This is a genomic window from Ignavibacteria bacterium, assembly GCA_015709655.1.
Taxonomy (GTDB): Bacteria; Bacteroidota; Ignavibacteria; order Kapaibacteriales; family Kapaibacteriaceae; genus OLB6.
Genome location: CP054181.1, coordinates 793823 through 817121, shown reverse-complemented (window position 1 = coordinate 817121; position 23299 = coordinate 793823). Strand labels below are relative to the sequence as shown.

Genomic DNA, 23299 nt, shown 5'->3' with positions numbered 1-23299 from the left:
TTGCCCACGCACTTATGACGACAATGCAACTATAAAACTTAACTTAGCAGACTATAAAAACTTTACATATTAAGACCGAGAGATGGCGAAAAAAGCGAAAGAAAATATTGAAGAACCGTTAGAGAAAAAGCTCTGGAAAGCGGCTGACAAGCTCCGTAAAAACATGGATGCAGCTGAATACAAGCATGTAGTTTTGGGACTGATTTTCCTGAAATACATCTCTGATGCTTTTGAAGAGCTTTACAACAAACTGAAAGAAGGAAAAGGCGACTATGAAGGTGCAGACCCCGAAGACAAAAATGAATATGTAGCCGAGAAAGTGTTTTATGTGCCGCCTTCTGCCCGTTGGACATGGCTGCAAGGCAGAGCCAAATTGCCGACCATTGGCAAAGACATTGACGATGCAATGGACGCTATTGAAAAGGACAACCCATCTTTGAAAGGCGTATTGCCCAAAGTGTATGCACAGGAAAAATTAGACAAAGGCAGTTTAGGCGGACTGGTTGACTTGGTTAGCACTGCCGCTTTAGGAACTAAAGAAGCCCAAAGCAAAGACTTGTTGGGCAGGGTGTTTGAATATTTCTTAGGCGAATTTGCTTTGGCAGAAGGCAAAAAAGGCGGACAGTTCTATACGCCTGAAAGTGTGGTGAAACTATTGGTTGAAATGCTTGAACCGTATGAGGGCAGAGTGTTCGACCCTTGTTGCGGAAGCGGTGGCATGTTTGTGCAGAGTGAGAAATTTATTAAACACCACCAAGACTATTACAAAAAGAATAACGGCAAAAAACTTTCATTAAATCCTGCCGACCATATTTCTATTTACGGACAGGAAAGCAACCAAACCACTTGGCGATTGGCAAAGATGAACCTTGCCATTAGAGGTATTGACAGCAGCAACGTAAAATGGAACAACGAAGGCAGTTTTTTAAATGATGCCCACAAAGACCTGAAAGCAGATTTTATCATTGCCAACCCACCTTTTAATGACAGCGACTGGAGTGGTGAACTGTTACAGAAAGATGCACGATGGTCGTATGGCACACCACCTGTAGGTAATGCCAACTACGCATGGATACAGCACTTTTTGTATCATCTTTCTGCCAATGGACAGGCGGGTTTTGTTTTATCTAAAGGTTCTCTGACGAGTAACAGCAGTGGCGAAGATGTAATACGCAAAGCATTGGTTGATGCCGATTTGATTGACTGCATTGTAAACCTTCCCACCAAATTGTTTTTGAATACACAGATACCCGCTTGCCTGTGGTTTATAAAAAAGAACAAACAGCAACGCAAGGGGCAAATACTGTTTATAGATGCCCGAAATAGGGGCTTTTTGATTAACCGCAGAACCCGTGACCTGAGTGCGGAAGAAATACACCAAATTGCCCAAACCTACCACAATTGGCGAACAGGTGAAGGCGAATACAATGATGTGCAGGGCTTTTGCAAAAGTGCTACGCTGGATGAAGTAAAAACATTGAACTATGCCCTTACACCCGGCAGATATGTAGGTTTAGCAGAGGAAGAAGACGATTTTGTGTTTGCCGAACGCTTTGCTACACTAAAAGCAGAACTTGAAAAACAGATTGCCGAGGAAGATGCTTTGAACAAGCGAATAGCCAAAAATCTTTCCAACATTAAAATAGAAGTGGAAGCATGAGTGAGTGGAAAGAATTTAAATTCTCTGATTTTGTAGAAATCAATCCCACTGTTTCAATGAAAGGAACAGAGTTGTATTCATTTGTAGAAATGAAAGATTTGCAAGACGGAAATAAATTTTGTTTCCCAAGTGCAGAGAGAAATCCTTCTAGTGGAGCAAGATTTAAAGAAGGTGATACACTTTTTGCAAGGATAACCCCATGTTTAGAAAATGGTAAAATCTGTAAAGTCAAAGGATTAAAAAACGGGATTGGTTTTGGCTCAACTGAATTTCTTGTTTTTAGAGGAAAAGAAAATGTATCAGACAATGAATTTGTTTTTTACCTATCTCGATGGGATGAAGTAAGAGGATATGCTGAAAGCAGATTTGAAGGAACATCTGGAAGACAAAGAGTTCCAAAAAATTGTTTTGATAATCTATTTTTAAATCTCCCCCCACTCCCCGAACAAACCGCCATAGCTGAAGTATTAAGCAGCTTAGACGATAAAATAGACCTGCTGCACCGCCAAAACAAAACCTTAGAGCTATTAGCCGAAACGCTTTTCAGGCAGTGGTTTGTGGAGGGTAATATTTCAACAGAACTTATTGAACTTGGTTCTTTGGTTAACACGATTAATGGAGTTTCATACAAAAGCACTGAACTAAATTCATCTACAACAGCAATGGTTTCTTTGAAAAGCTTTGATAGAAACGGTGGTTTTAGAATTGATGGATTTAAAGAGTTTACTGGAAAATATAAGGAGCAACAAACTGTAAAAGAGGGAGATTTAGTTGTTGCTCATACTGACATTACTCAAGACGCAGAAGTTATTGGGAATCCTGCGTTAGTTATCAGCAATCCAAAATACACCACAATGGTAATATCAATGGATATGGTAAAAGTAATACCAAAAGTGGACTGGATTTCAATTGAATTCTTGTATTTCCTTATGCGAACAAGAGAATTTAAAGGTCATTGTGAGGGAAATGCTAATGGATCAACGGTTTTACATTTAAGTAAACAAGCTATCCCTACATTCGAATTCAAAACACCGAAAAGAGAAAAGGTAATTGAATTTACAAGGCAATCAAAAGAACTACTATCTAAAACATTTGAAAATCACAGACAAATCCGCACCCTTACGCAGCTCAGGGATACGCTGCTGCCCAAGTTGATGAGTGGGGAGGTTAAAATAAATGTATAAATCTAAATGCCAATTACAGAAGCTGAAATAGAAAAACTAATTAGTTGCACCAAAATGTTCATGAATCATGTTCATTGGGTGCAACAGTCGTTTAATCTCCTTCCTGATAAAAATCACTATGGGACTTCTATTAACCACGTTGACCTACAAGAATTTCGTGACGAGTTTTGTGATGAATTAGTCAATACAATATCAGAATGGGTTTACAGTCAGCAAAAAGCAGCGGAAGTCATTGACAAAATGATAGCAGAAGGGAGAAGTTCTCAAAATGCCCATAACACGCTAACTACAGAAGCATTTCGTAAATTCAGAAATCATTCAACTGACAAATTATTAATTCAAGGTCAATTTGGTGAATTGCTTTTATTCAACTTTTTGCAAAGTTTTTTTAAGTGCGTGCCTTTGCTTCGGAAAATGCCAATCACAACATCAGTTGAAATGGAAAGATTTGGTGCTGATGCGATTCATTATCGATTAGATGGTGATAAAAATTTATTCTATTTAGGCGAGGCGAAAACATACATCAGTAAATATAAGTTTGCTACTGCCTTTGAAGATGCAATTGATAGTATTCTTAAAACTTATGCAGAGCATCGCAAAGAAATCGGAAGATATGTTTACGATTCTTTTATTGATGATTCATTAATTCAGGTTGCTAGTGACTACAAAAATGGGAAATTGGCAAATGTTGAATTGCAACTTGTTTCAATAATCACATATTGCGAAACCCGTAAGATTGAAAAGAAAAGTGAAGCACAAATCAAAGCAGATATTATCAAAATAATTGAAGAAAGGGGAAAAGCTCTAGACCGTAAAATATATGATAAAATTGATGCGGGATTGCACCCACGCTTCAACTACATTATACTTCCTGTTTGGGAGTTGGATAAATTGCTTGAACAATTTCAAAAACTCATAGGTAAATAATGGAAGCAAAAGACATACTCATAAAACTGCTCCATTTAGAGCTTATTACAAATGCTAGCAAGCTTAACTTCATTACTGAGCATCCAAGTGAACAAATTAATGATGAGTTTTTAACAGATGCAATCTCTGTATTAAATGAACTATCGATTCGAACTGATGAACATTCAAAGAAACAACTCATTGCGATTTGTGCTTTACTCTGGACTTATAGAAAACAAGAATGGGATGGACTGAAAAATTATTTGATTCTATTCCTATCCCGTGCAGGGTTTGGTCCTTCATCAATTATGATTGACAATGACTATTCATTTGCTGACAAACAGTTTTCTTTCGGTGAAAGTTTATTAAATCAATTTGCAGTTACCGTAGCTCAAGTAAAAAATGAAATCAAGGTTGGTGATTCAATCTTTTTGTTGAGTGATTTTCAAAAAGAAATTTGGGAATCCATTGAGAATAATTCTTTGATTGGAATTTCAGCACCAACATCAGCAGGTAAGTCCTTTCTAATTTTGTTAAAGGCAATTGACCTAATTAAGAAGAAAAGCGGTGTTGTCGTTTATGTAGTTCCTACACTTAGTTTGGTTTCACAAGTAACGAGTGACTTTAGAAAGTTACTTGATGAATTTGAACTTAGCGATTATTCCATTGAAACTACTTACAATAACTTGTCTGCCACCCAAAGTACAATTTACATTTTAACGCAAGAAAAAGCGATTGCGGCATTTTCACAAACCGAAAAACCATTTGAAAATATTCGCTTACTTGTAATTGATGAAATTCAGAATGTAGAGAAGGTTGCGGATTCAGACGACCAGCGTTCAAAGGTTTTATATGACTTGATGATTGAACTTAGAAACAGTTCACAAATTGACCACATTATAATTTCAGGGCCAAGAATTATCAAAATTGATGAATTGGGTTCAAATGTTTTTGGTATAACTTCTGAAAAGAAAGAAACAGATGCATCACCTGTATTGAATCTAACTTACTCTATTTCAAAAAAGAAGACTGACTATTATTTCAATGTATATTCTGATTTATTGGAAAACAATCTTCAAGTAAAAATCACCAACAATGAATCAATACAGGGGTATGGGAAAGTCCAATACAATGATGACTACCTTGATTATTTAGGCAACTTTTTACAAAGTTTGGGCAAAGATGAAAGCACTTTAATATTTTCTCCAACTTCAACAACTTGCAATAAAATGGCTACACATATTGCAAAGAATATGGAGGATAAAGATGAGCAATATTTAAATGGGCTTGCTTCATTCATTTCAGCCACTGTTCATCCTAAGTTCACAATGGTTGAAACTGTTCAGAAAGGCGTTGCATATCATCACGGTAAACTACCTTTTCATGTAAGAATTTTAGTTGAAGATGGCATTAGACAAAAAAATATTAAAACAATTATTTGCACTACTACCCTTTTACAAGGGGTTAACTTACCAGTTCAAAATATTATAATTAGAAATCCCAATTTATTTATCGCCAAAAAAGAAACGAGTGCTAAACTTTCAAATTATGAAATTGCCAATCTAAGAGGCAGAGCAGGTAGATTATTGAAGGACTTTGTTGGCAGAACCTATATTTTGGATGAATTAAGTTTTCAAGAACCTTCATCAAAGCAGTTAGAACTTTTCAAAGACACTTCCAAAGAGTTGCTGGTTGGTTATGGGAAAAAATATCAGGAACACAAGGAAAACATAAAGAAAGACCTTGCTTCGAATATTGGCAGCAATTCAGAAAATCAAGATTATTCGTTTCTAACAACCTATCTGCGTCAAACGGTTTTGAAATATGGCTTATTCTCACAAGTTTACCTTGGCAGAGTTGGCATAGTATTAAGTGATTCGGAAATGAATACAATTTTCGAATCTCTATCCAAATTGGAGATAACAAAATCCATTTGTTCAAAGAATAGATATTGGGACCCCATAGACTTAAACAAACTTTATCAAAGAAGAGCAATATTCAATTTGCCAACTAGCCCAGCGGAGTTTCGCTTATCATACCAATTAAAGGACATTCTTTCAATTTTCAGGAATGAGTTTCCAATTTATTACGACAAATACTTTGGTGTTCCAGATGTTCCGGGTAAAGATATTCTTTTACAAAAGTGCATCTTAGCTGAGAACTGGTTGAAGGAAAAAACACTTGCAGAGATTTTTTCAGATAGATTTTATGATAGCTCTGAAAAGATTGATGATACAATAAGTTTCGTGCAGAATAAAATCTCTTATGGTCTTCCATTATTATTGAAACCACTGTATGACATCAAAGAACCCGATTCAATGTTTACAAGGTTTATTGAACTAGGAGCATACAAGCCCCTCACCAGAAAATTGATAGAACTAAGCATTCCAAGAGAAACAGCAATTTTTCTAAATAATAATTTTGAGTTCAAAAATATTGATAACAAACAGGAGCTAACCAGCCAATTAAGAGAAATACGTGACAAGCTATCGTATTGGTATAAGGTTCAATTAAGCACAATATAAATGAAACCCATCACCGAAAATATTATTGAACAGTCAGCGATTGAAATTTTACAATCGCAGGGATGGGAGTATGCCAACGGCAAAGAGATTTCACCCGAAGGGCTTTATTGTGAAAGAGAAAATTTCAGTCAGATTGTTTTGCTCAATCGGCTGAGAACAGCCATTACCAAAATCAATCCTGCAATTCCATTAGATGCACAGGAAGCAGCCGTTCAAAAAGTGCTGCGGTTTGCTTCGCCTGACTTGCTGCACAACAACGAAGAATTTCACCGCTTGTTGGTTGAGAAAGTAAAAATTCCCTATCAGGAAAACGGTTACGAAAGAAGTCATGAAGTGTCATTGATTGACTTTGAGCATCCTGCCAACAATCAGTTTTTAGTGGTGAATCAATACACTATCATTGAAAACAATCAGAACAAACGACCTGATGTATTGCTATTTGTAAATGGTTTGCCTTTGGTAGTGATTGAACTAAAAAATGCTGCCAGTGAAAACGCAGACATTAAAAGTGCCTATCAGCAAATACAAACTTACAAAGCCATTATTCCGAGTTTGTTTACTTACAATGCTATCTGCATTTTATCAGACGGTTTGGAATGTAAGGCAGGAAGTGTTTCAGCAGATTTAAGCCGTTACATGACTTGGAAAACAGCAGACGGTATAAAAGAAGCATCCCGATTTAAACCACAGTTAGAAACCTTGCTGAAAGGAATGTTGCAACCATCAACATTGTTGGATTTGGTTCGCAACTTCATTGTGTTTGAAAAATCGAAAAAAGAAGATGCAAAAACAGGATTGATACAAATTCAGACCGTAAAGAAATTGGCCGCTTATCATCAATTCTTTGCTGTAAACAAAGCCGTTCAATCAACTGTAAATGCATCAGGCGAAAACGGAGATAAACGAGGCGGTGTAGTTTGGCACACACAAGGTTCGGGCAAAAGTTTGAGTATGGTATTCTATTCGGGAAAACTTATCACTTCACCCGAAATGAAGAACCCAACCATTGTGGTAATTACCGACCGTAATGATTTGGACGACCAGTTATTTGACACATTTGCTTCGTCTGTTCAATTGCTAAGACAAGAACCCGTTCAGGCAGAGAACAGAGAGCATTTAAAAGAACTGTTGAAAGTGGCAAGCGGTGGCATTGTTTTTACTACCATTCAGAAGTTTTTACCCGAAAACAACAAATCGGTTTACGACCAACTTTCTGACCGAAAAAATGTGGTTGTGATTGCAGATGAAGCACACAGAACACAATATGGTTTTGAAGCAAAATTGGTTGACGAAAAAGACAAGGAAACCAAAGAAGTAATCGGAAAACGCATTGCTTACGGATTTGCAAAATACATGCGGGATGCCTTGCCCAATGCAACTTATATCGGTTTTACTGGAACTCCAATTGAAGGAACAGACGTAAACACGCCACAGGTATTCGGCAATTACATTGACCGATACGACATTAAAGATGCCGTTGATGATGGAGCAACGGTTAAAATTTTCTATGAAAGTCGTTTGGCAAAAGTAAATCTTGACGAAGAAGGCAGACGATTGATTGAAGAATTTGACAAGGAATTAGAGCAAGACGAAGAACTCACAGAAAAGCAGAAAGCAAAAGCCAAATGGACAAAGTTGGAAGCCATTGTTGGGCATCACGACCGTGTGAAGAACTTAGCAAAAGACATTGTAACGCATTTTGAAAAGCGACAAACCGTTTTTGAAGGCAAAGCAATGATTGTAGCCATGAGCCGCAGAATTGCAGCCGACCTTTACAAAGAAATTATTGCACTTCGCCCCGATTGGCATAATGATGATTTGACCAAAGGAGCTATAAAAGTGGTGATGACAACCAACAGTGCAGACGGTCCCGAAATTTCAAAACATCATACCACCAAACAACAACGTAGGGATTTATCGGAACGCATGAAAGACCCTGCCGATGAATTGAAACTCGTAATTGTTCGGGATATGTGGCTGACTGGTTTTGATGCTCCTTGTTTAAATACCATGTATGTTGACAAGCCCATGAGAGGCCACAACCTAATGCAAGCCATTGCAAGGGTAAACCGTGTTTTCAAAGACAAGCCAGGCGGATTGATTGTGGACTATTTGGGAATTGGCACAGATTTGAAGAAAGCACTTTCGTTTTATGGTGAAGCAGGTGGAAAAGGCGACCCGGCAGAGAACATTGAAAAGGCATTTGAAATTTTCAAAGAGAAATTAGAAGTGGTGCAACAAATGTTCAATGAAGACAGCATCACCCGAAACGATATTTTAGTTGAAGAACCCGATGCTTATTATGAGGGCAGTTTCAAATTCAACTACCGCAGATTCTTTGTTGTTGGTGCTCAGGAAAAACTCTCCATCATTTTACAGGCAGAAGAACACATATTGGGTTTGCAAGACGGCAAAGAAAGATTTATCAGAGAAGTAAGTTTATTAAGTCAGGCACTTTCACTTTGCATTACCAAAGAAGAAGTTCAGCCACATTTGCCCGAAGTTGCGTTTTTTCAAGCTATGAAAGCAAGGTTGGCAAAGTTTGATGCTCCAATAGGCGGTGGTAAATCTGATGTGGAAATTGAAACAGCCATCAAACAAATTGTTGATGAAGCATTGAGCAGCGATAAAGTAATTGACATTTTTGATGCAGCAGGAATTGACAAGCCCGAAATTTCAGGACTGGAAATTCTTTCAGACGAATTCCTGTTTGAAGTTCAAGGAATGCAGCACAAAAATTTGGCTATTGAGTTGCTGAAAAAAATATTGAACAACGAACTGAAAGTAAGAGCAAAGACAAATCTTGTGAAGAGCAAGAAACTTTTAGAAATGTTGGAAGGTGCTATTAAACGCTATCAAAACAACTTGCTGACAACTGCTGAAATCATTCAAGAACTCATCAACATTGCCAAACAAATCAAAGAAGCAGACAAGGAAGGCGAAAAACTCGGACTGAATAGCGATGAAGTTGCTTTTTACAATGCCCTTGAAATAAACGACAGTGCAGTTCAGGTTTTAGGTGACGACAAATTAAAAGAAATTGCAAGAGAAATTGCCGACAAAGTAAGAGCAAATGCAACTATTGACTGGACAATCAGAGAAAGTGCAAGAGCAAAACTCATGGTGCTTGTAAGGCGGACACTGAACAAATACGGCTATCCACCCGACAAACAACAAAAGGCAATTGACACAGTATTAAAACAAGCGGAATTATTAGCAGACAATTTAACAGCATGAGAACAAGCCAACGCACTGGTGTAAGCACATTTGCAAGCCGCACAAGCCCAAGCACAGACCAAAGACTGCAAAAGAGCTTCCACCTCTCCGACCCAAGAAAGAATTTCAAAATATTTTTCCCAACGCTTCAAAAAAAATAAAACACGCAACCGCACAGACCAACACGACACAGAAAATGATACTAAAACTCAACAAAGACAATGGTTTACAGACACGGTGGACAAGAACGCCAGCTGGTAACAGCGTGTTGCCGCAATTGGCGGTGACGTGCAAAATTGAAGCTGAGTGCTCCTATCAAACTTTTGTGCTGGGTGACAGTGAAGTGCTCCGAAATCGCCAACTGCGGCAACACGCAAAACGTTAGTGGCAAGGCTATGACGACACAACCCGACAGACAAATTGAGTTCTTTTTGATATTTCATATTTTAGTAGTTGCTTAAATAAGCAAATTGACTATCTTTGCATTATGGACAACATTTCTTGCATACGACAACAGGCGGACATTAAACAAATAAACCGTTGCAAAGACCGAGTTTCAGAACTGAACGGTTCGTTTGACTATTTATCGAACGGACTTGAATTGGCGGGTAACAACGTAAGACTGAAAATCCTGTTTCTGCTTTACGAAGAGCAACAACTTTGCGTTTGCGACCTTAGTGACATTCTCGGAATGACCATTTCGGCAATTTCACAACATCTGCGAAAACTCAAAGACCGAAAACTAATTGAAACGGAAAGGCAAGCACAAACCATTTTTTACTCACTGACAAAAGAGTATGAAAAAATGCTCAAACCTTTTTTCAAAATACTTCGCGAAAACAAAATTTTGGAAACAATATGAAAACAGACAAAAAATTAATCGGTGCAGGACTTTTGACAGCAATTGCAGCCTCACTTTGTTGCATCACACCTGTATTGGCTCTTGTCGCAGGGACAAGCGGACTTGCTTCAACTTTTTCTTGGCTTGAACCTTTCCGACCTTATTTTATAGGTTTGACAATTTTGGTTCTTGGTTTTGCTTGGTATCAAAAGTTGAAACCTAAAAAACAAATTGACTGCAATTGTGAGACAGAAGAAAAACCAAAATTCATTCAATCCAAAATGTTTTTAGGAATTGTAACAGCATTTGCAATAGTAATGCTTGCCTTTCCTTACTATGCTCACATATTTTATCCAAAGACAGAAAAACAAATCATAGTAGTTGACAAATCAAATGTTCAAACAGTTGAGTTTTCCATTAGCGGTATGACTTGTGCAGGTTGTGAAGAACACGTAAACCACGAAGTGAATAAGCTTTCGGGAATAATAAAATCAACTGTTTCATACGAAAACGGAAATGCAATTGTAGAATTTGATAACTCAAAAACGAACATTGCCGAAATTGAGAAAGCAATAAACGGAACAGGATATTCAGTAACAGACAAAAAGGAAAAATAAAATGGAAATCATACTACAATCAACAATCACTTGCCCAAATTGCGGACATAAAAAGGAAGAAACAATGCCGACAGACGCTTGCCAATATTTTTACGAATGTGATAATTGCAAGACCGTTTTAAAACCACATCAAGGCGACTGTTGTGTTTATTGCAGTTACGGAAGTGTAAAATGTCCGCCAATTCAACAAGACAAGAAATGTTGCTGACAAAAGACGAAAAAGCCCAGCCCATAACAGCGGTTTGGCGTAATGGCGGGTTCGGTGCTTCGTATGACAGTTTTGTGGTAGGTTCAAGTGCAGTGCTTCGATTGAACTTTTGTGCTAAAAATCCGCCACTACGCCAAGCCGCAAACCGTTATGCCTCATTGTAAAAAGCCGACCGCACAAATGGCACATTTGGTTTTTGCCGACACTCAACCCAACGCTGTAAAAACCAAAAGAGCCATTTTTTGCCAACGCCTCAAGACTGAAAAAATAATTTGAAAATAATTTGGAGACCACCCCCTGACCAGACGCATCTTTGCAGTGTAATTAATTTTAATCATTAAAAACATAAAACAATGAAACGACAAATTGAAGTGTTTACAGCAGGGTGTCCAGTATGTGAACCTGTAGTAAAAACAGTAAAAGAAATGGCTTGTGACTCTTGCGAGGTAACTGTTTACAACCTTGTTGAACAATGTGACGACAAAGTCTGTGTTGACAAGATGAAAAAGTATAACATTACTTCCCTTCCAGCGGTAGCTGTTAATGGAAAATTACTTGCTTGCTGTGAAAACAGAGGAGTAAGTAAGGAAGAATTAGCAGCCGCAGGTATCGGTAAAACCATTTAATTTTTAACCATACAATCCAACTTCCAATTATTGGGGTTGGATTGTATTTAATCAAACCATTATGTTACCGAGAGATTTAACAAAAGACCTTAAAGACAGATTGAATAGCATTAAAGGTCAGGTTGAAGGAGTAATAAAATGCTTGACGAAAGTAATGACCCTGCCCAAATTTTAAATCAATTTAAGGCAGTAAACAAAGGTTTTGAAAAGCACAGCACCTTCTATTAGATGAGGTTTTCAGAAAACTTTGGCAATGATAATTTCGAAGCATTAGAAGCCTGCCCGGTAACTGTGGACAGGAAGAAAGAATATCAATTATCAAAATCAATTCCCAGATTTAGGGCTTTATGAACTAACAGACAAAATGAAGGAAATTGATAAAGTTTATGAATATTTACTAAAAAAGAAGGTATGAAAGAAATATCATTAACCATTGACAATATGGTATGTCAAGGTTGTGCAGAAAAATATCCGACATCTTAAAGGAAACCAAAGGTGTAGAAGATGTAAATACAAAGGCTATAAAAAAATAGTGAACATCAAGTTTAATCCGACTGAAACTAATGAAAATGAACTGATTGCCATACTGACAAAAGCAGGATATAAACCTAAATAAAAATATAAACTTATGGTTACGATAAAATCATTTAGCGTTTTATTAATCCTTCAAATGTTCTTTGTTGCTTGTTCGGGAATAATTCACAGCAACCAAACAACCATAAATGAGGAGAGATAAAGCAATTGAAATTCCTATTGAAGGTATGTCTTGTATGTCCTGTGTGGCAACGGTAAAGAAGAGCCTTTCAGGTATGGAGGGTGTTAAAGAGGTAAATGTTAGCCTAAAAGACAAAAAAGCAACGGTAAAGTTCGACCCTAAAAAATTACACCTGAACAGTTGCAAGAAGCTGTCAACAAGTTGGGTTATAAGGCAGGTACGATACAAGAAATTAATAAATGATGTTAGAGAACTTTTGAATGAATTTATAAGCACTTTTCAAGAAGGTTCTATCCTTAGCTTAGGACTTGCTTTGTTGGCAGGATTGATTTCAAGTGGCGTTTGTCCTTGCACTTTACCCGTTGGACTTGGTTTTGCAGGTTATGTTGGCAGCACTACTATTCGTGAATCCAAAACAGGATTTTCGATAACATTTTCATTCTTTTAGGAATTGTGTTTTGTTTGACAGTATTGAGGAGCCATTGCCGGATATTTAGGAGTTTTCTAACTGAAACTTTTGGCAAATATTGGGCATTGGTGATGGGGATAATATCAATAATTGCAGCAGGTATTGCCTTTATGGTCCTTATTTGCGTGTGCGACAACTTGAAGCATTACGCAGACCAGGAATTGGCGGGTCATTTATATATGGTTTGATTTTAGTTTGGGAACATCAGCAGCCCCTACTATTATTGTTGTCTTTTGCAGCATCTAAAGCAAGTATTTTCTACGGACTGATTTTGGCACTTTTATTTGGAATCGGAAGAGGATTGCCTTTTTAGTAGTTGGTCTTTTGCAAGCTCTGTTTCAAAACTTGCCAAATTGACTTGGTTAAGGAAAAGTATTTAAATTATAAGCGGAGTAGCATTACTTTATTTGAGTTTCTATTTTTAGACTATTCAGTTACTATTTATAAAACGAGACAAAATTCAACCCTTCACATCCATACACATTGGCAAGTCGCTCAAAAGCCAACGCACAAGCCAAAACTTGCCAAAGAGTATGGCTGCCCCACCGCTGACAGACGGACGAAAAAGAACAACGAAGGCATAACAGCACCTAAACGCAAGCAGGGGTTTTGTGCTTCGTAGGACAGGAAAGTAGTATATTTGAAGTTCAGTTCTTAGTAGAAAGTGTAGTGGTTTAAGCCCTGCCTGCGTTTAGCTGCAAACCGTTGTGCGGCAGCTTAAAACGACACTCTAACAATAAACAATGGCACGGACAAGACAAGATAGAAGAAATGATTTTGACGAATTTTTTAGGACTGCTGTTGCGACTTTTACAGAATTTCGTGACAATGACCCGAAAGCCGAAAAATTTCAAAATATTTATATGCTCAACATTTGTCCTGGTAGTCGTGCCGGTGGAACAAACAATCGAGTAGTAGAAGTTTTTTGGGATAGAAGACCTTTTGAAACAATTACACAAGGACGAAATTGGACTGCTTTGACAGAATACGGAGCAACACTATTATACGAACGTGACGATAGTGGTTTTGTAATCGTTTCTATTTACCCAGCAAACACTGACAATAGAAAACCAATTGAAAGCAGCATTACACTTGACATTTGGTTAGACCCAATCAAACTCAAAGACAAATCTTTTTTGAAGAAACATTGGAATGACCTAATGGCATATATGGAAAGCACAAGTTTAGACGGCAATCCAACATTCCTGCAAAGGCAACGAGTTTCTTATCTACGGACTTTCAAAAACTTGGTAGTTGACAACAAATGGACACCGACAAAATCTTCTGTTTTTATAAGAGAAGTTTTTAAATGGGCTTTGACTGTTGGATTGAGCGGAATAATTATTTATGCTTTGACTCAATTGACACAGCCCAAGACAACCGAAACAGAAATTCAATTAAAAGAAGTAAACAGAAATTTAGACACGGTTTCTAAACATCTTGACAAAAAATCGGAAGGAAATTCCGACTTAAAAACCATTTCAATCACGACAGACAGTATTGCTGTTAAGACAAAAGAAATTTTAAAAACAATTGAGAAGCAGAAGACAAAATAGCGAAGGACAAGAAAGCCGACCGCATAACAAGCAGTTTGGCGTTATGGCGGGTGAACGGCTTCGATTGAACATTTGTGCAAGGTTCAACATTTGTAATTCTATTGAACTTTTGTGCTAAAAATCCGCCACAAACGCCAAGCTGCAAAACCGTTAGCGGTCATTGTAACCCAACACCGCACAGACAATCGTACTTCTGAAATTTAAAGTTTGTTTAAAAGACAAATATTTTTCTTATTTCAAAAATATATTATTGTTTATTAATAAATTATATTACATTTGCAACGTAATTCAAATTTAAAGTCATTATGAAACGAGTTTCAATAGTATTTCTTCAAGCTGTGCTTGTGCTTATCGGCATTGTAGTCCTGTCGTTTTTAATCATTATGCCGTCAAAAGAAGGACGAGCCACAAACTTAGATGTGGTTAGTATTTATACCGACCCATTTATTTTATACGGTTATGCAACATCAATCGCTTTTTTTGTTGCACTATACAAGGCATTTAGGTTGCTTGGCTATATCGGACAAAACAAAGTGTTTTCAACAAATGCAGTAAAAACTTTAAATCACATTAAGTATTGTGCGATTATACTAACTGCTTTAATTGTGGTAGCGGGAATTTTTATAAAGTTTGCCCACAACAAAAATGACGACCCCGCTGGTTTTCTTGCGATTTGCATTGTAACTTCTTTTGCTTCTATTGTGGTTGCAACTGCTGCTGCAATATTTGAAAAACTTCTGCAAAATGCAGTAGATATGAAATCTGAAAATGACCTAATTGTTTAATCTATGTCAATTATTGTAAACTTAGACTGGAGTGGTGTGAAAAAATCGGACCAGTCTTAAGTTGAGACGGAATTCTCAAAGGAGGACTGATGAGGAAGAGCCATTATAGCGAGGAGCAGATCGTTAGCATCGTCCGCGAATCACACGCCCATGGCGTAGCAGCGACATCGAAGAAGTACAAGGTGTCGTCACACACGATCTACATATGGCGCAAGAAGTACGGGAGCATGGAGCCGAGCCAGGTCTCCGAGCTCAAGCGGATCACGCAGGAGAACGCCCGGCTGAAGAAGCTGGTCGCCGAGCGTGATCTTGAGATCGAAGTGATGAAAGAGATTGCGGCAAAAATGGTAGGCGTCCCACAGAAACTTCAGGCAGTGGAGTACGTCAGTCGACGAGGCCTGGATCAACGCCGCGTGTGTTCTAATGGGTGTTTCACGTTCAATGGTAACGTATAAGCCTCGCCAGCCAGCCAAGGATGCTCCAGTACAGAAGATCATCAATGACGTTGTGGCGAAACACCCGGCCTGGGGCAAGCGATTGGTGTTCGGCTGGATGCGGGAGCAGGGGCATGACTACTCAGAGTGCACTGTTCACCGCGTTTACCGGCAAAGTGGCCATGCGGCTCAGTGGCGTAAGCGTTCACGCAAGATCCGGCGCAGCGTACGGATCAATCCGACGGCGATACAGCCACACGGGTATGGTGCATGGACTTTGCTGAGGATCGTTTGATGACCGCTCGGAAGATGATGGCACTGCTGATCAAGGACGAAGCCACGTCGTATGGCCTCAGCATAACCGTGCGGCGGTCATTCAAAGGCGCTGATGTTGAGGCTGTTCTTGACGAGCAGGTAGCTCGGTATGGAATGCCGAAGTACATTCGTTCCGACAACGGAGGACAATTCATTGCGTATGTGGTGCAGCAATGGGCTCAACAGCGCAAAGTTACGCTGGCATACATTCAGCCCGGAAGCCATGGCAGAACGGCTTTGCAGAGAGCTTCGTCGAACCTACCGACGTGAGGTGCTAAATGCAGAAATCTTCATGTCACTAGCCGAGGGGCAAACGATCTCAAACATGTGGCTGCACATGTACAACAACGAGCGACCTCACAGCAGGCACAATTATCGACCCCCAATCACTGCATTCAACAACCATGCAGCCTAACACATTTGTATAACCTGTGACTGGACCGATAAATCCACCCTACTCCAGTATCTTCTCTCAACGGCCGAGATGAGTTACGACTTCATTGAGCGTCATCGCTCGAAATGGCCGTTAGACGTGATGTGTTGAGTCTTGCAAGCTTCCCGTGATGGCTACTATCAGTGGCGCAAGGGTGTTGAGGGGAAGCGCAAGCAAGAAGATCGCGAACTGCTTGCTCAGATCAATGAGATCTATCAGGCAACGGAGAGGAGCTATGGTGCCGAGTGGATCGCTCATGATATCAGGAAAGGCGGGAGACGTGTCGGAAAGACTCGGGTTCGTCGGCTCATGAAGCAAAACGGTATGCCTGTTTAATGCAAGAACACATGGAAATGCATGGCAACGACGAATTCATCGGAGACGTATCACCCCTCACCGGATCTCGTGCAGCGCGCGTTCCACAGGACTGAACTGGACGAGCTGTGGCTGAGCGACTATTCTGAGCTTCCGGCGCTCGGTCCAAAGATCTACACCGTGGCGATCAAGGATCAAGCATCGCACCGCATTCTTGGTATCCACGTTTCGCATGATTTGCATGTTGGAGCGTTGTTCAAAGCATTCCATCAAGCCGTGATCGCGCGTCGGCTGAAGCACAGGACATTAGAGGTGCCCATCATCTTCCACTCCGACCAAGGAGGGCAGTACAACTCATATGCATTCAAAGATGAGCTCAAGAAGTACGGCCTCGTTAGTAGCATGGGCTCATCAGGCGACTGCTATGACAATGCTCCGATGGAATCGTTTTGGGCCACGATGAAGACCGAGTTGATGCATCACTTCCCATTTCGTAACGTCGAACATGCCGCAGGTGCCATCTATCGATGGACACATCTGTTCTACAACCAACGCCGCAGACACACGTCAATCGGTGGACTCTCGCCCGTGCAATTCGAAGCCGATTGGTATCAACGCAATCGATCAGTATGTTGTACTTAAACTTTCGTACCTCGAATTAGGCCGGGATCAGTGCTACAGTACGATTCAAGTTGTGAACGGGACGGTTCCATTTAGAAGTACTGTGTTCTTGAGCCAGGAAGAGTAGCTTCATCAAGGCTTCGTCGCTTGGGAATGCTCCTTTGGATTTCGTCACGGAGCGAAGCTGCCGGTGAAAGCCTTCGATGATGTTGGTGGTGTCCATGATGCGACGAATGTCTTTGTCGAATTCGAAGTAGGTGCTCAGTCTCGCCAATTGCGCTTCCATGATTCGATGACCTTTGGATATCGCGCTCCCCACTGGGTGGCAAGCCGTTCGGCTGCCTGATTCTTACGTGACTCGAAGTCGAATGTGCTGGTGTTCATGGTTGGTGCTCCGTATGTTTGGTAAAGGTAACGCCTTTGACACGCTTTATTGAAACAGTCTCGCAGTCAGCGTTTTACCGGCACTCAGCTACGGCACGCAGCCGGCTCTGACCACGAAACCAAAGCCCCCTGCCACAACTAAGACCATTTTAGTCGTATTTTGTGAAACTATTTACAGGACTACTATGGCAGACCAGGATAACAACCGGGACGTGAACGAACTTGTGAGTCGCGAGTACGAATACGGCTTTGAAACCGTAATCGACCAGGACGTGATTCCCAAGGGGCTTACCGAGGAAACCATACGCACAATTTCGCTGAAAAAGGAAGAACCCGCATGGATGCTGGAATGGCGGATGAATGCATTCCATAAGTGGCTCAAGATGAAGCCACCGCAGTGGGCTAATGTTAAATTTCCGGAGATTGATTTTCAGGACATCATCTACTATGCCGCACCGAAGCAAAAACCACGGCTGAATTCGATTGACGACGTGGACCCCGAGCTGCTGGCAACATTCGAAAAGCTGGGTATCCCGCTGGAAGAGCAAAAGCTGCTGGCAGGCGTTGCCGTCGATGCCGTAATCGACAGTGTGAGCGTGAAAACCACCTTCCAGGAAACACTCAGGCAAAAGGGCATCATCTTCTGCTCCATGAGCGAAGCCATACGCGAGCACTCCGAGCTGGTACGCCAGTACCTTGGCAGCGTGGTACCGGTGACCGATAACTTCTACTCTGCGCTCAACAGTGCCGTTTTCAGCGACGGATCGTTTGCCTTTATTCCCCAGGGCGTGCGATGTCCGATGGAACTCAGCACCTACTTCCGCATCAACGCCCGCAACACCGGACAGTTTGAACGCACCCTTATCGTAGCTCAGCCCGGAAGCTATGTAAGCTACCTGGAGGGATGTACTGCGCCCTCGCGCGACGAGAATCAGCTGCATGCTGCAGTCGTTGAACTTATTGCCGGCCAGGATGCCGAGATTAAGTACAGCACCGTGCAGAACTGGTACCCGGGTGACGCCAACGGTAACGGTGGCGTGTACAACTTTGTTACCAAACGCGGCTTGTGCGAGGGAGCACGCAGCAAAATATCGTGGACACAGGTTGAAACCGGATCTGCCATCACCTGGAAATACCCCAGCGTGGTGCTGAAGGGCGACGACAGTATCGGTGAGTTTTACTCCGTGGCTGTAACCAATAACCACCAGCAGGCCGACACCGGAACCAAGATGACGCATATTGGCAGGAATACCCGCTCACGCATCGTTAGCAAGGGCATCTCTGCCGGCTTTTCCCAAAACAGCTACCGCGGTCTGGTACGCTTTAACCCCAATGCCCACGGCAGCCGCAACTACTCACAGTGCGACTCGCTGCTGATTGGCGACAAGTGTGGCGCTCATACCTTCCCGTACCTGGAAACAGCAAACCCAAGCTGCACCGTAGAGCATGAAGCTACAACATCGAAAATTGCCGAAGACGTGCTCTTCTACTGTCAGCAACGCGGCCTTGATACCGAAAAGGCTATCGCTCTGATCGTGAACGGCTACGCACGCGAGGTGCTGAACCACCTGCCCATGGAATTCGCCGTGGAAGCACAAAAACTACTTGCAATAAGTCTGGAAGGATCGGTAGGGTAGCCCCCTTCATTTTTATATTTTTTATTATGATTATGAGTGAACTGTTAACAATAACAAATCTGCATGCAGGGATTGAAGGACGTGAAATTTTAAAGGGGCTTTCATTACGGGTAAACCCGGGTGAGGTTCATGCCATCATGGGTCCGAATGGCTCCGGAAAAAGTACGCTTGCCAGTGTGCTGGCAGGCAGAACTGACTACACCGTTACCGAAGGGTCGGTGCTGTTTCAGGGCAGGGACCTGTTGGAGATGGCACCTGAAGACCGTGCGCACGCCGGCATCTTCCTGGCATTTCAGTATCCGGTGGAAATACCCGGCGTTTCTACCGCCAACTTTATCCGCACCTGCGTAAACGAGGTTCGGACCGCCAACGGTAAGGAACCGCTCGACCCCGCAGCCTTCCTGAAACTGATGAAGGAGCGGATGAAGCTGGTGGAAATGGACCCATCGTTCCTGCAACGCTCGCTGAACGAGGGCTTCTCGGGTGGTGAAAAAAAACGAAATGAAGTGTTCCAGATGGCTATGCTGGAACCCGTACTGTCCATCCTGGATGAAACCGACAGCGGTTTGGATATCGACGCACTCCGTATCGTAGCCGGTGGCGTGAACGCTCTGCGGCAGGCCGATAGAGCCACCGTGGTGATTACACACTACCAACGCCTGCTAAACTACATCGTCCCCGATGTTGTCCACGTGCTGATGGACGGACGGATTGTGCGTACCGGCGGCAAGGAACTGGCAATGGAGCTGGAAGAAAAAGGCTACGACTGGCTGCGAAAGGATGGCGTGGAGGCATGACCAATCTTCTGGAACAAGCGGTTCAGGGCACCGTCCGCAACGAAGAGTGGAAGTACACCAGCGTCCTGCACCTGCTAAAAAACACCTACTCGGCAATACCCCGTGCTGAACCGGCTTCGGTGCCGGCGGCAGGCGACACGATTGTGGTTGAAAACGGCGTTGTTACCCGCCTGTGTGACGGTGCTACCGTAGAGCCCACCATCACCCGCCATGACGCCGTGCGCAGTACGGCCACCGCCTCGCCGTTCTATACCCTGAACGCTTCAGCAGCGCTTTACACCGTCCAGGTTGTTATCCCCGCCAATACCAGGCGGACACGACATGTGACAGTAAAAATCGTGAGCACCAGTGCCAACGCCAATCAGTTTGACGCCGTCCGCCTGCGCATTGTAACCATGCCGGGTGCCGAAGCCGTAGTCCACGAAGTTCACGAAGGCGGGGGAGCCGCACAGACGCTGAACATTACCGTTACCGAGCTGGTGGCTCATGCCGGTAGCATGCTTGAATACGTGAAGAAAACTCAACTGCCTGACAATGCACGGCATATTGGCATAACCCTGGCAAGCGTGAAGGCAAACGCACGGGTAACCACGCACACCCTGTGTACAGGCGGACCCCTGGTACGCAATGACCTGTACGTGCGCCTTGAGGAACCCGGCGCCGAAGCCTACCTGAACGGACTGAGTGTGATTGGCGGACACGACCATGCCGACAACCATACCGCCGTGGACCACCTGGCACCACACTGTCACAGCGACCAGCTTTATAAAGGAATTTACCACGACGCATCCGTCGGAGTGTTCAGCGGACGCATCTTTGTACGTCCCGACGCCCAAAAAACCACCGCCTACCAAAGCAACCGCTCGCTGCTGATTGGTGACCGTGCCAGGGTGAACTCCAAACCCCAGCTTGAAATTTGGGCCGACGACGTGAAGTGCTCCCACGGAGCCACCACCGGACAATTAGACGCCGAGGCGCTGTTCTACCTCCGGTCGCGGGGACTGTCACTCCGGCAGGCTACCGAACTGTTGTTGGACGCCTTTGCAGCAGAAATGTATAACCGTTTACCATCAGAGCAATGACAGACGAAATCCGCAGTCAGTTCCCGTTGCTAACCAGAATGGTGCATACTACCAGACCGCTGGTGTATTTAGACAACGCTGCCACAACCCAGAAACCCCGGGCTGTGATCGAAGCTATCGAGAAGTACTACCTGCTGTACAACAGTAACGTTCACCGTGGTGCCCATGCGATTGCCGCCGAAGCAACCACGATTTACGAGCAGGCCCGTATTCGAGCCGCAATGCTGCTGCACGCAGCCCTGCCCGAGGAAATTGTGTTTACGCGGGGAACCACCGAAAGCATCAACCTGGTTGCTGAGTCGTGGGGCAGAACACACCTTAAACACGGTGATGAAATTCTGATTACCGAAATGGAACATCACGCCAACATCGTCCCGTGGCAACTGATAGCACAGCGCACCGGTGCCGTAGTGGTGTCCGTGCCCATACCCGAATCGCATGTTATCACGCTGGACGTGCTGGAGCCATACGTTACCGAACGCACCAAGATGATTGCAATTACCCAGATGAGTAATACCCTTGGCGTGGTAAACCCGGTTCGCGACATCTGTCAGTACGCCCGATCCCGGGCCATTACCACGCTGGTTGACGGCGCGCAGGCAATCCTGCACACCAAGGTGAACGTGTGCGACATCGGCTGCGACTTCTACGTTTTTTCGGCGCATAAACTGTACGGTCCTACCGGTATCGGTGTGCTGTACGGACGGTACGACCAGTTAAACGAAATGCCCCCGTACCAGGGTGGCGGCGCAATGATTGAAAGCGTAAGCCTTGCCAACGGTACCACCTACCAGAAGCCCCCTCTCCGGTTTGAAGCAGGAACCCCCAATATTGCAGGAGCTGCCGGCCTGCGTGCCGCTCTGGAGTGGTTTGGCACCATGAAGATGCGGGATATTCACAAGTACGAACAACGGCTGGTAAAACGCCTGGTTGACGGGCTGGAAACCGTCCCCGGCATAAACATTCTTGGCGCCGGCGCCAGCCACACCGCACTGGTATCGTTTACCATTCAGGGTATGCATTCCTACGACCTGGGAATTCTGCTCGATGAACAGGGGTTTGCTATCCGCACCGGACACCACTGCACCATGCCGCTGCTGCAGCACTACGGTGTTGAATCGGTAGCGCGCGCCTCGGTTGCCCTGTACAACACACCTGAAGAAATCAATTTGTTTATCGAAGCCGTTCACCGCTCTCTGAGGATGTTACAATGAGCTATAAAGAAGCCATCGCAGAACTGCAGGCCGAGTTTGATGCTCTGACCGACTGGGAAGACCGCTATGCCCATATCATTGACATGGGCAAGAAACTGGAACCCTATCCCAATGAACACAAAACCGATGCCTACAAAATCAAGGGCTGTACAAGCATGGCATGGCTGTTCCCGCACTTCGACGGTGAACGGCTGCAGTTTACGGCCGATAGTGATGCCATTATCGTGAAGGGGCTCATGGCCCTTGTCCTTCGCGTGTATGGCAACTGTACGCCCGGCGAAATTCTGGATATACAACCAACGTTTATTGGCGACCTTGGATTAGAAGCTCACCTGTCACCCAGCCGCGCAAATGGTCTGGTTGCATTTATTAAACAAATTTCGCTGTATGCCCTTGCCTACAATGGCAAGGAAGAACAAATGCAGCGGGCACGGGAACAACGCTCCGATCAGGACGAAGAACTTCGCAACGGCGTGATTGATGCCCTTCACACCGTCTTCGACCCCGAAATCCCGGTTGACGTGTACGAACTGGGACTGATTTATGGTGTTACCATACAGCCCGGGCAAAAAGTACATATTCTTATGACGCTGACCACGCCGAACTGTCCCAGCGGCGCTATTATCCCGCAGGACGTGGACCAGGCCGTCCGCAACGTCCCGGGTGTAAAGGACGTAGAAGTGGAACTCACCTTCGACCCCCCGTGGGACAAAAGCAAAATGTCGGAAGCCGCACTGTTCTCGATAGGACTGTTCTAAC

23 protein-coding genes and 1 pseudogene are annotated in these 23299 nt (G+C 43.0%); 23 read left to right on the top strand and 1 reads right to left on the bottom strand.

Features of this window, described 5'->3' with window-relative positions; all coding sequences use genetic code 11:
* The first annotated feature begins 82 nt into the window (after positions 1 to 82).
* From HRU79_03385 to HRU79_03305, 17 genes are all read left to right on the top strand, one after another.
* Positions 83 to 1660 (top strand): SAM-dependent DNA methyltransferase, encoded by a 1578-nt coding sequence (locus HRU79_03385; GenBank protein ID QOJ25742.1) that lies wholly within the window; start codon positions 83 to 85, stop codon positions 1658 to 1660.
* The gene (locus HRU79_03380) at positions 1657 to 2844 is read left to right on the top strand and encodes a restriction endonuclease subunit S (GenBank protein QOJ25741.1); all 1188 of its coding nucleotides are present in this window, start codon (positions 1657 to 1659) and stop codon (positions 2842 to 2844) included. The genes HRU79_03385 and HRU79_03380 overlap by 4 nt, the downstream gene beginning before the upstream one ends.
* Before the next feature lie 6 nt (positions 2845 to 2850).
* Positions 2851 to 3771 carry a DUF1837 domain-containing protein gene (locus tag HRU79_03375; GenBank protein QOJ25740.1) on the top strand — a complete coding sequence of 307 codons (921 nt, stop codon included), beginning with the start codon at positions 2851 to 2853 and terminating at the stop codon, positions 3769 to 3771.
* A complete protein-coding gene (locus HRU79_03370; protein ID QOJ25739.1) occupies positions 3771 to 6275 on the top strand; it encodes a DEAD/DEAH box helicase in 2505 nt (834 codons plus the stop codon). The genes HRU79_03375 and HRU79_03370 overlap by 1 nt, the downstream gene beginning before the upstream one ends.
* Positions 6276 to 9512 (top strand): type I restriction endonuclease subunit R, encoded by a 3237-nt coding sequence (locus HRU79_03365; GenBank protein QOJ25738.1) that lies wholly within the window; start codon positions 6276 to 6278, stop codon positions 9510 to 9512.
* Positions 9513 to 9978: 466 nt separating this feature from the next.
* Positions 9979 to 10353, top strand: a complete 375-nt coding sequence (locus HRU79_03360; protein ID QOJ25737.1) for a helix-turn-helix transcriptional regulator — start codon at positions 9979 to 9981, stop codon at positions 10351 to 10353.
* A complete protein-coding gene (merTP, locus tag HRU79_03355; GenBank protein QOJ25736.1) occupies positions 10350 to 10949 on the top strand; it encodes a mercuric transport protein MerTP in 600 nt (199 codons plus the stop codon). Before HRU79_03360 ends, merTP begins: the two co-directional genes overlap by 4 nt.
* Positions 10950 to 11510: 561 nt before the next feature.
* On the top strand, positions 11511 to 11783 hold the full coding sequence (locus HRU79_03350; protein QOJ25735.1) for a thioredoxin family protein: 273 nt from the start codon (positions 11511 to 11513) through the stop codon (positions 11781 to 11783).
* A gap of 722 nt (positions 11784 to 12505) precedes the next feature.
* Positions 12506 to 12946: a heavy-metal-associated domain-containing protein gene (locus tag HRU79_03345; GenBank protein QOJ25734.1), complete on the top strand. Its 441-nt coding sequence runs from the start codon at positions 12506 to 12508 to the stop codon at positions 12944 to 12946.
* Between the two features lie 764 nt (positions 12947 to 13710).
* Positions 13711 to 14523, top strand: a complete 813-nt coding sequence (locus tag HRU79_03340) for a hypothetical protein (GenBank protein ID QOJ25733.1) — start codon at positions 13711 to 13713, stop codon at positions 14521 to 14523.
* Between the two features lie 305 nt (positions 14524 to 14828).
* Positions 14829 to 15308: a DUF2975 domain-containing protein gene (locus HRU79_03335; protein ID QOJ25732.1), complete on the top strand. Its 480-nt coding sequence runs from the start codon at positions 14829 to 14831 to the stop codon at positions 15306 to 15308.
* Positions 15309 to 15397: 89 nt separating this feature from the next.
* A complete protein-coding gene (locus HRU79_03330) occupies positions 15398 to 15763 on the top strand; it encodes a transposase (protein QOJ25731.1) in 366 nt (121 codons plus the stop codon).
* Positions 15732 to 16037 (top strand): hypothetical protein, encoded by a 306-nt coding sequence (locus tag HRU79_03325; protein QOJ25730.1) that lies wholly within the window; start codon positions 15732 to 15734, stop codon positions 16035 to 16037. Before HRU79_03330 ends, HRU79_03325 begins: the two co-directional genes overlap by 32 nt.
* Positions 16037 to 16327, top strand: coding sequence for a hypothetical protein (locus tag HRU79_03320; protein ID QOJ25729.1), 291 nt, complete (start codon positions 16037 to 16039; stop codon positions 16325 to 16327). Before HRU79_03325 ends, HRU79_03320 begins: the two co-directional genes overlap by 1 nt.
* A 1-nt stretch (position 16328) precedes the next feature.
* Positions 16329 to 16472, top strand: a complete 144-nt coding sequence (locus HRU79_03315; protein QOJ25728.1) for a transposase — start codon at positions 16329 to 16331, stop codon at positions 16470 to 16472.
* A gap of 132 nt (positions 16473 to 16604) precedes the next feature.
* Positions 16605 to 16826 (top strand): IS3 family transposase, encoded by a 222-nt coding sequence (locus HRU79_03310; GenBank protein ID QOJ25727.1) that lies wholly within the window; start codon positions 16605 to 16607, stop codon positions 16824 to 16826.
* Between the two features lie 21 nt (positions 16827 to 16847).
* On the top strand, positions 16848 to 17447 hold the full coding sequence (locus HRU79_03305; protein QOJ25726.1) for an IS3 family transposase: 600 nt from the start codon (positions 16848 to 16850) through the stop codon (positions 17445 to 17447).
* A 16-nt stretch (positions 17448 to 17463) separates the two neighbouring features.
* Here HRU79_03305 and HRU79_03300 read toward each other — a convergent pair whose 3' ends face one another.
* Positions 17464 to 17712 (bottom strand): transposase, encoded by a 249-nt coding sequence (locus HRU79_03300; protein QOJ25725.1) that lies wholly within the window; start codon positions 17710 to 17712, stop codon positions 17464 to 17466.
* Between the two features lie 283 nt (positions 17713 to 17995).
* On the opposite strand from HRU79_03300, the gene sufB reads away from it, so the two are divergent.
* From sufB to HRU79_03270, 6 genes and pseudogenes are all read left to right on the top strand, one after another.
* The gene (gene sufB, locus HRU79_03295) at positions 17996 to 19447 is read left to right on the top strand and encodes a Fe-S cluster assembly protein SufB (GenBank protein QOJ25724.1); all 1452 of its coding nucleotides are present in this window, start codon (positions 17996 to 17998) and stop codon (positions 19445 to 19447) included.
* Positions 19448 to 19488: 41 nt separating this feature from the next.
* Entirely contained in the window at positions 19489 to 20244 is a 756-nt protein-coding gene (sufC, locus tag HRU79_03290) for a Fe-S cluster assembly ATPase SufC (protein QOJ27254.1), read from the top strand.
* Positions 20241 to 21326 (top strand): Fe-S cluster assembly protein SufD, encoded by a 1086-nt coding sequence (gene sufD, locus HRU79_03285; protein ID QOJ25723.1) that lies wholly within the window; start codon positions 20241 to 20243, stop codon positions 21324 to 21326. Before sufC ends, sufD begins: the two co-directional genes overlap by 4 nt.
* A complete protein-coding gene (gene sufS, locus HRU79_03280; GenBank protein QOJ25722.1) occupies positions 21323 to 22540 on the top strand; it encodes a SufS family cysteine desulfurase in 1218 nt (405 codons plus the stop codon). Before sufD ends, sufS begins: the two co-directional genes overlap by 4 nt.
* Positions 22537 to 22959, top strand: a pseudogene (locus HRU79_03275) (SufE family protein). The gene sufS and the pseudogene HRU79_03275 overlap by 4 nt, the downstream one beginning before the upstream one ends.
* Positions 22960 to 23298 (top strand): DUF59 domain-containing protein, encoded by a 339-nt coding sequence (locus HRU79_03270; protein QOJ27253.1) that lies wholly within the window; start codon positions 22960 to 22962, stop codon positions 23296 to 23298.
* Position 23299: the final 1 nt, after the last annotated feature.

What these genes read in the sequence shown, in the direction of transcription:
- HRU79_03345 (QOJ25734.1), top strand. Translation starts at nt 12,506, where the DNA reads ATGAGGAGAGATAAAGCAATTGAAATTCCTATTGAAGGTATGTCTTGT.
- sufB (QOJ25724.1), top strand. Translation starts at nt 17,996, where the DNA reads ATGGCAGACCAGGATAACAACCGGGACGTGAACGAACTTGTGAGTCGC.
- HRU79_03370 (QOJ25739.1), top strand. Translation starts at nt 3,771, where the DNA reads ATGGAAGCAAAAGACATACTCATAAAACTGCTCCATTTAGAGCTTATT.
- HRU79_03325 (QOJ25730.1), top strand. Translation starts at nt 15,732, where the DNA reads ATGGGTGTTTCACGTTCAATGGTAACGTATAAGCCTCGCCAGCCAGCC.
- HRU79_03320 (QOJ25729.1), top strand. Translation starts at nt 16,037, where the DNA reads ATGACCGCTCGGAAGATGATGGCACTGCTGATCAAGGACGAAGCCACG.
- HRU79_03340 (QOJ25733.1), top strand. Translation starts at nt 13,711, where the DNA reads ATGGCACGGACAAGACAAGATAGAAGAAATGATTTTGACGAATTTTTT.
- HRU79_03335 (QOJ25732.1), top strand. Translation starts at nt 14,829, where the DNA reads ATGAAACGAGTTTCAATAGTATTTCTTCAAGCTGTGCTTGTGCTTATC.
- HRU79_03385 (QOJ25742.1), top strand. Translation starts at nt 83, where the DNA reads ATGGCGAAAAAAGCGAAAGAAAATATTGAAGAACCGTTAGAGAAAAAG.
- HRU79_03350 (QOJ25735.1), top strand. Translation starts at nt 11,511, where the DNA reads ATGAAACGACAAATTGAAGTGTTTACAGCAGGGTGTCCAGTATGTGAA.
- HRU79_03300 (QOJ25725.1), bottom strand. Translation starts at nt 17,712, where the DNA reads ATGGAAGCGCAATTGGCGAGACTGAGCACCTACTTCGAATTCGACAAA.
- sufD (QOJ25723.1), top strand. Translation starts at nt 20,241, where the DNA reads ATGACCAATCTTCTGGAACAAGCGGTTCAGGGCACCGTCCGCAACGAA.
- HRU79_03360 (QOJ25737.1), top strand. Translation starts at nt 9,979, where the DNA reads ATGGACAACATTTCTTGCATACGACAACAGGCGGACATTAAACAAATA.
- HRU79_03365 (QOJ25738.1), top strand. Translation starts at nt 6,276, where the DNA reads ATGAAACCCATCACCGAAAATATTATTGAACAGTCAGCGATTGAAATT.
- HRU79_03380 (QOJ25741.1), top strand. Translation starts at nt 1,657, where the DNA reads ATGAGTGAGTGGAAAGAATTTAAATTCTCTGATTTTGTAGAAATCAAT.
- HRU79_03270 (QOJ27253.1), top strand. Translation starts at nt 22,960, where the DNA reads ATGCAGCGGGCACGGGAACAACGCTCCGATCAGGACGAAGAACTTCGC.
- HRU79_03375 (QOJ25740.1), top strand. Translation starts at nt 2,851, where the DNA reads ATGCCAATTACAGAAGCTGAAATAGAAAAACTAATTAGTTGCACCAAA.
- HRU79_03305 (QOJ25726.1), top strand. Translation starts at nt 16,848, where the DNA reads ATGGCAACGACGAATTCATCGGAGACGTATCACCCCTCACCGGATCTC.
- HRU79_03330 (QOJ25731.1), top strand. Translation starts at nt 15,398, where the DNA reads ATGAGGAAGAGCCATTATAGCGAGGAGCAGATCGTTAGCATCGTCCGC.
- merTP (QOJ25736.1), top strand. Translation starts at nt 10,350, where the DNA reads ATGAAAACAGACAAAAAATTAATCGGTGCAGGACTTTTGACAGCAATT.
- sufS (QOJ25722.1), top strand. Translation starts at nt 21,323, where the DNA reads ATGACAGACGAAATCCGCAGTCAGTTCCCGTTGCTAACCAGAATGGTG.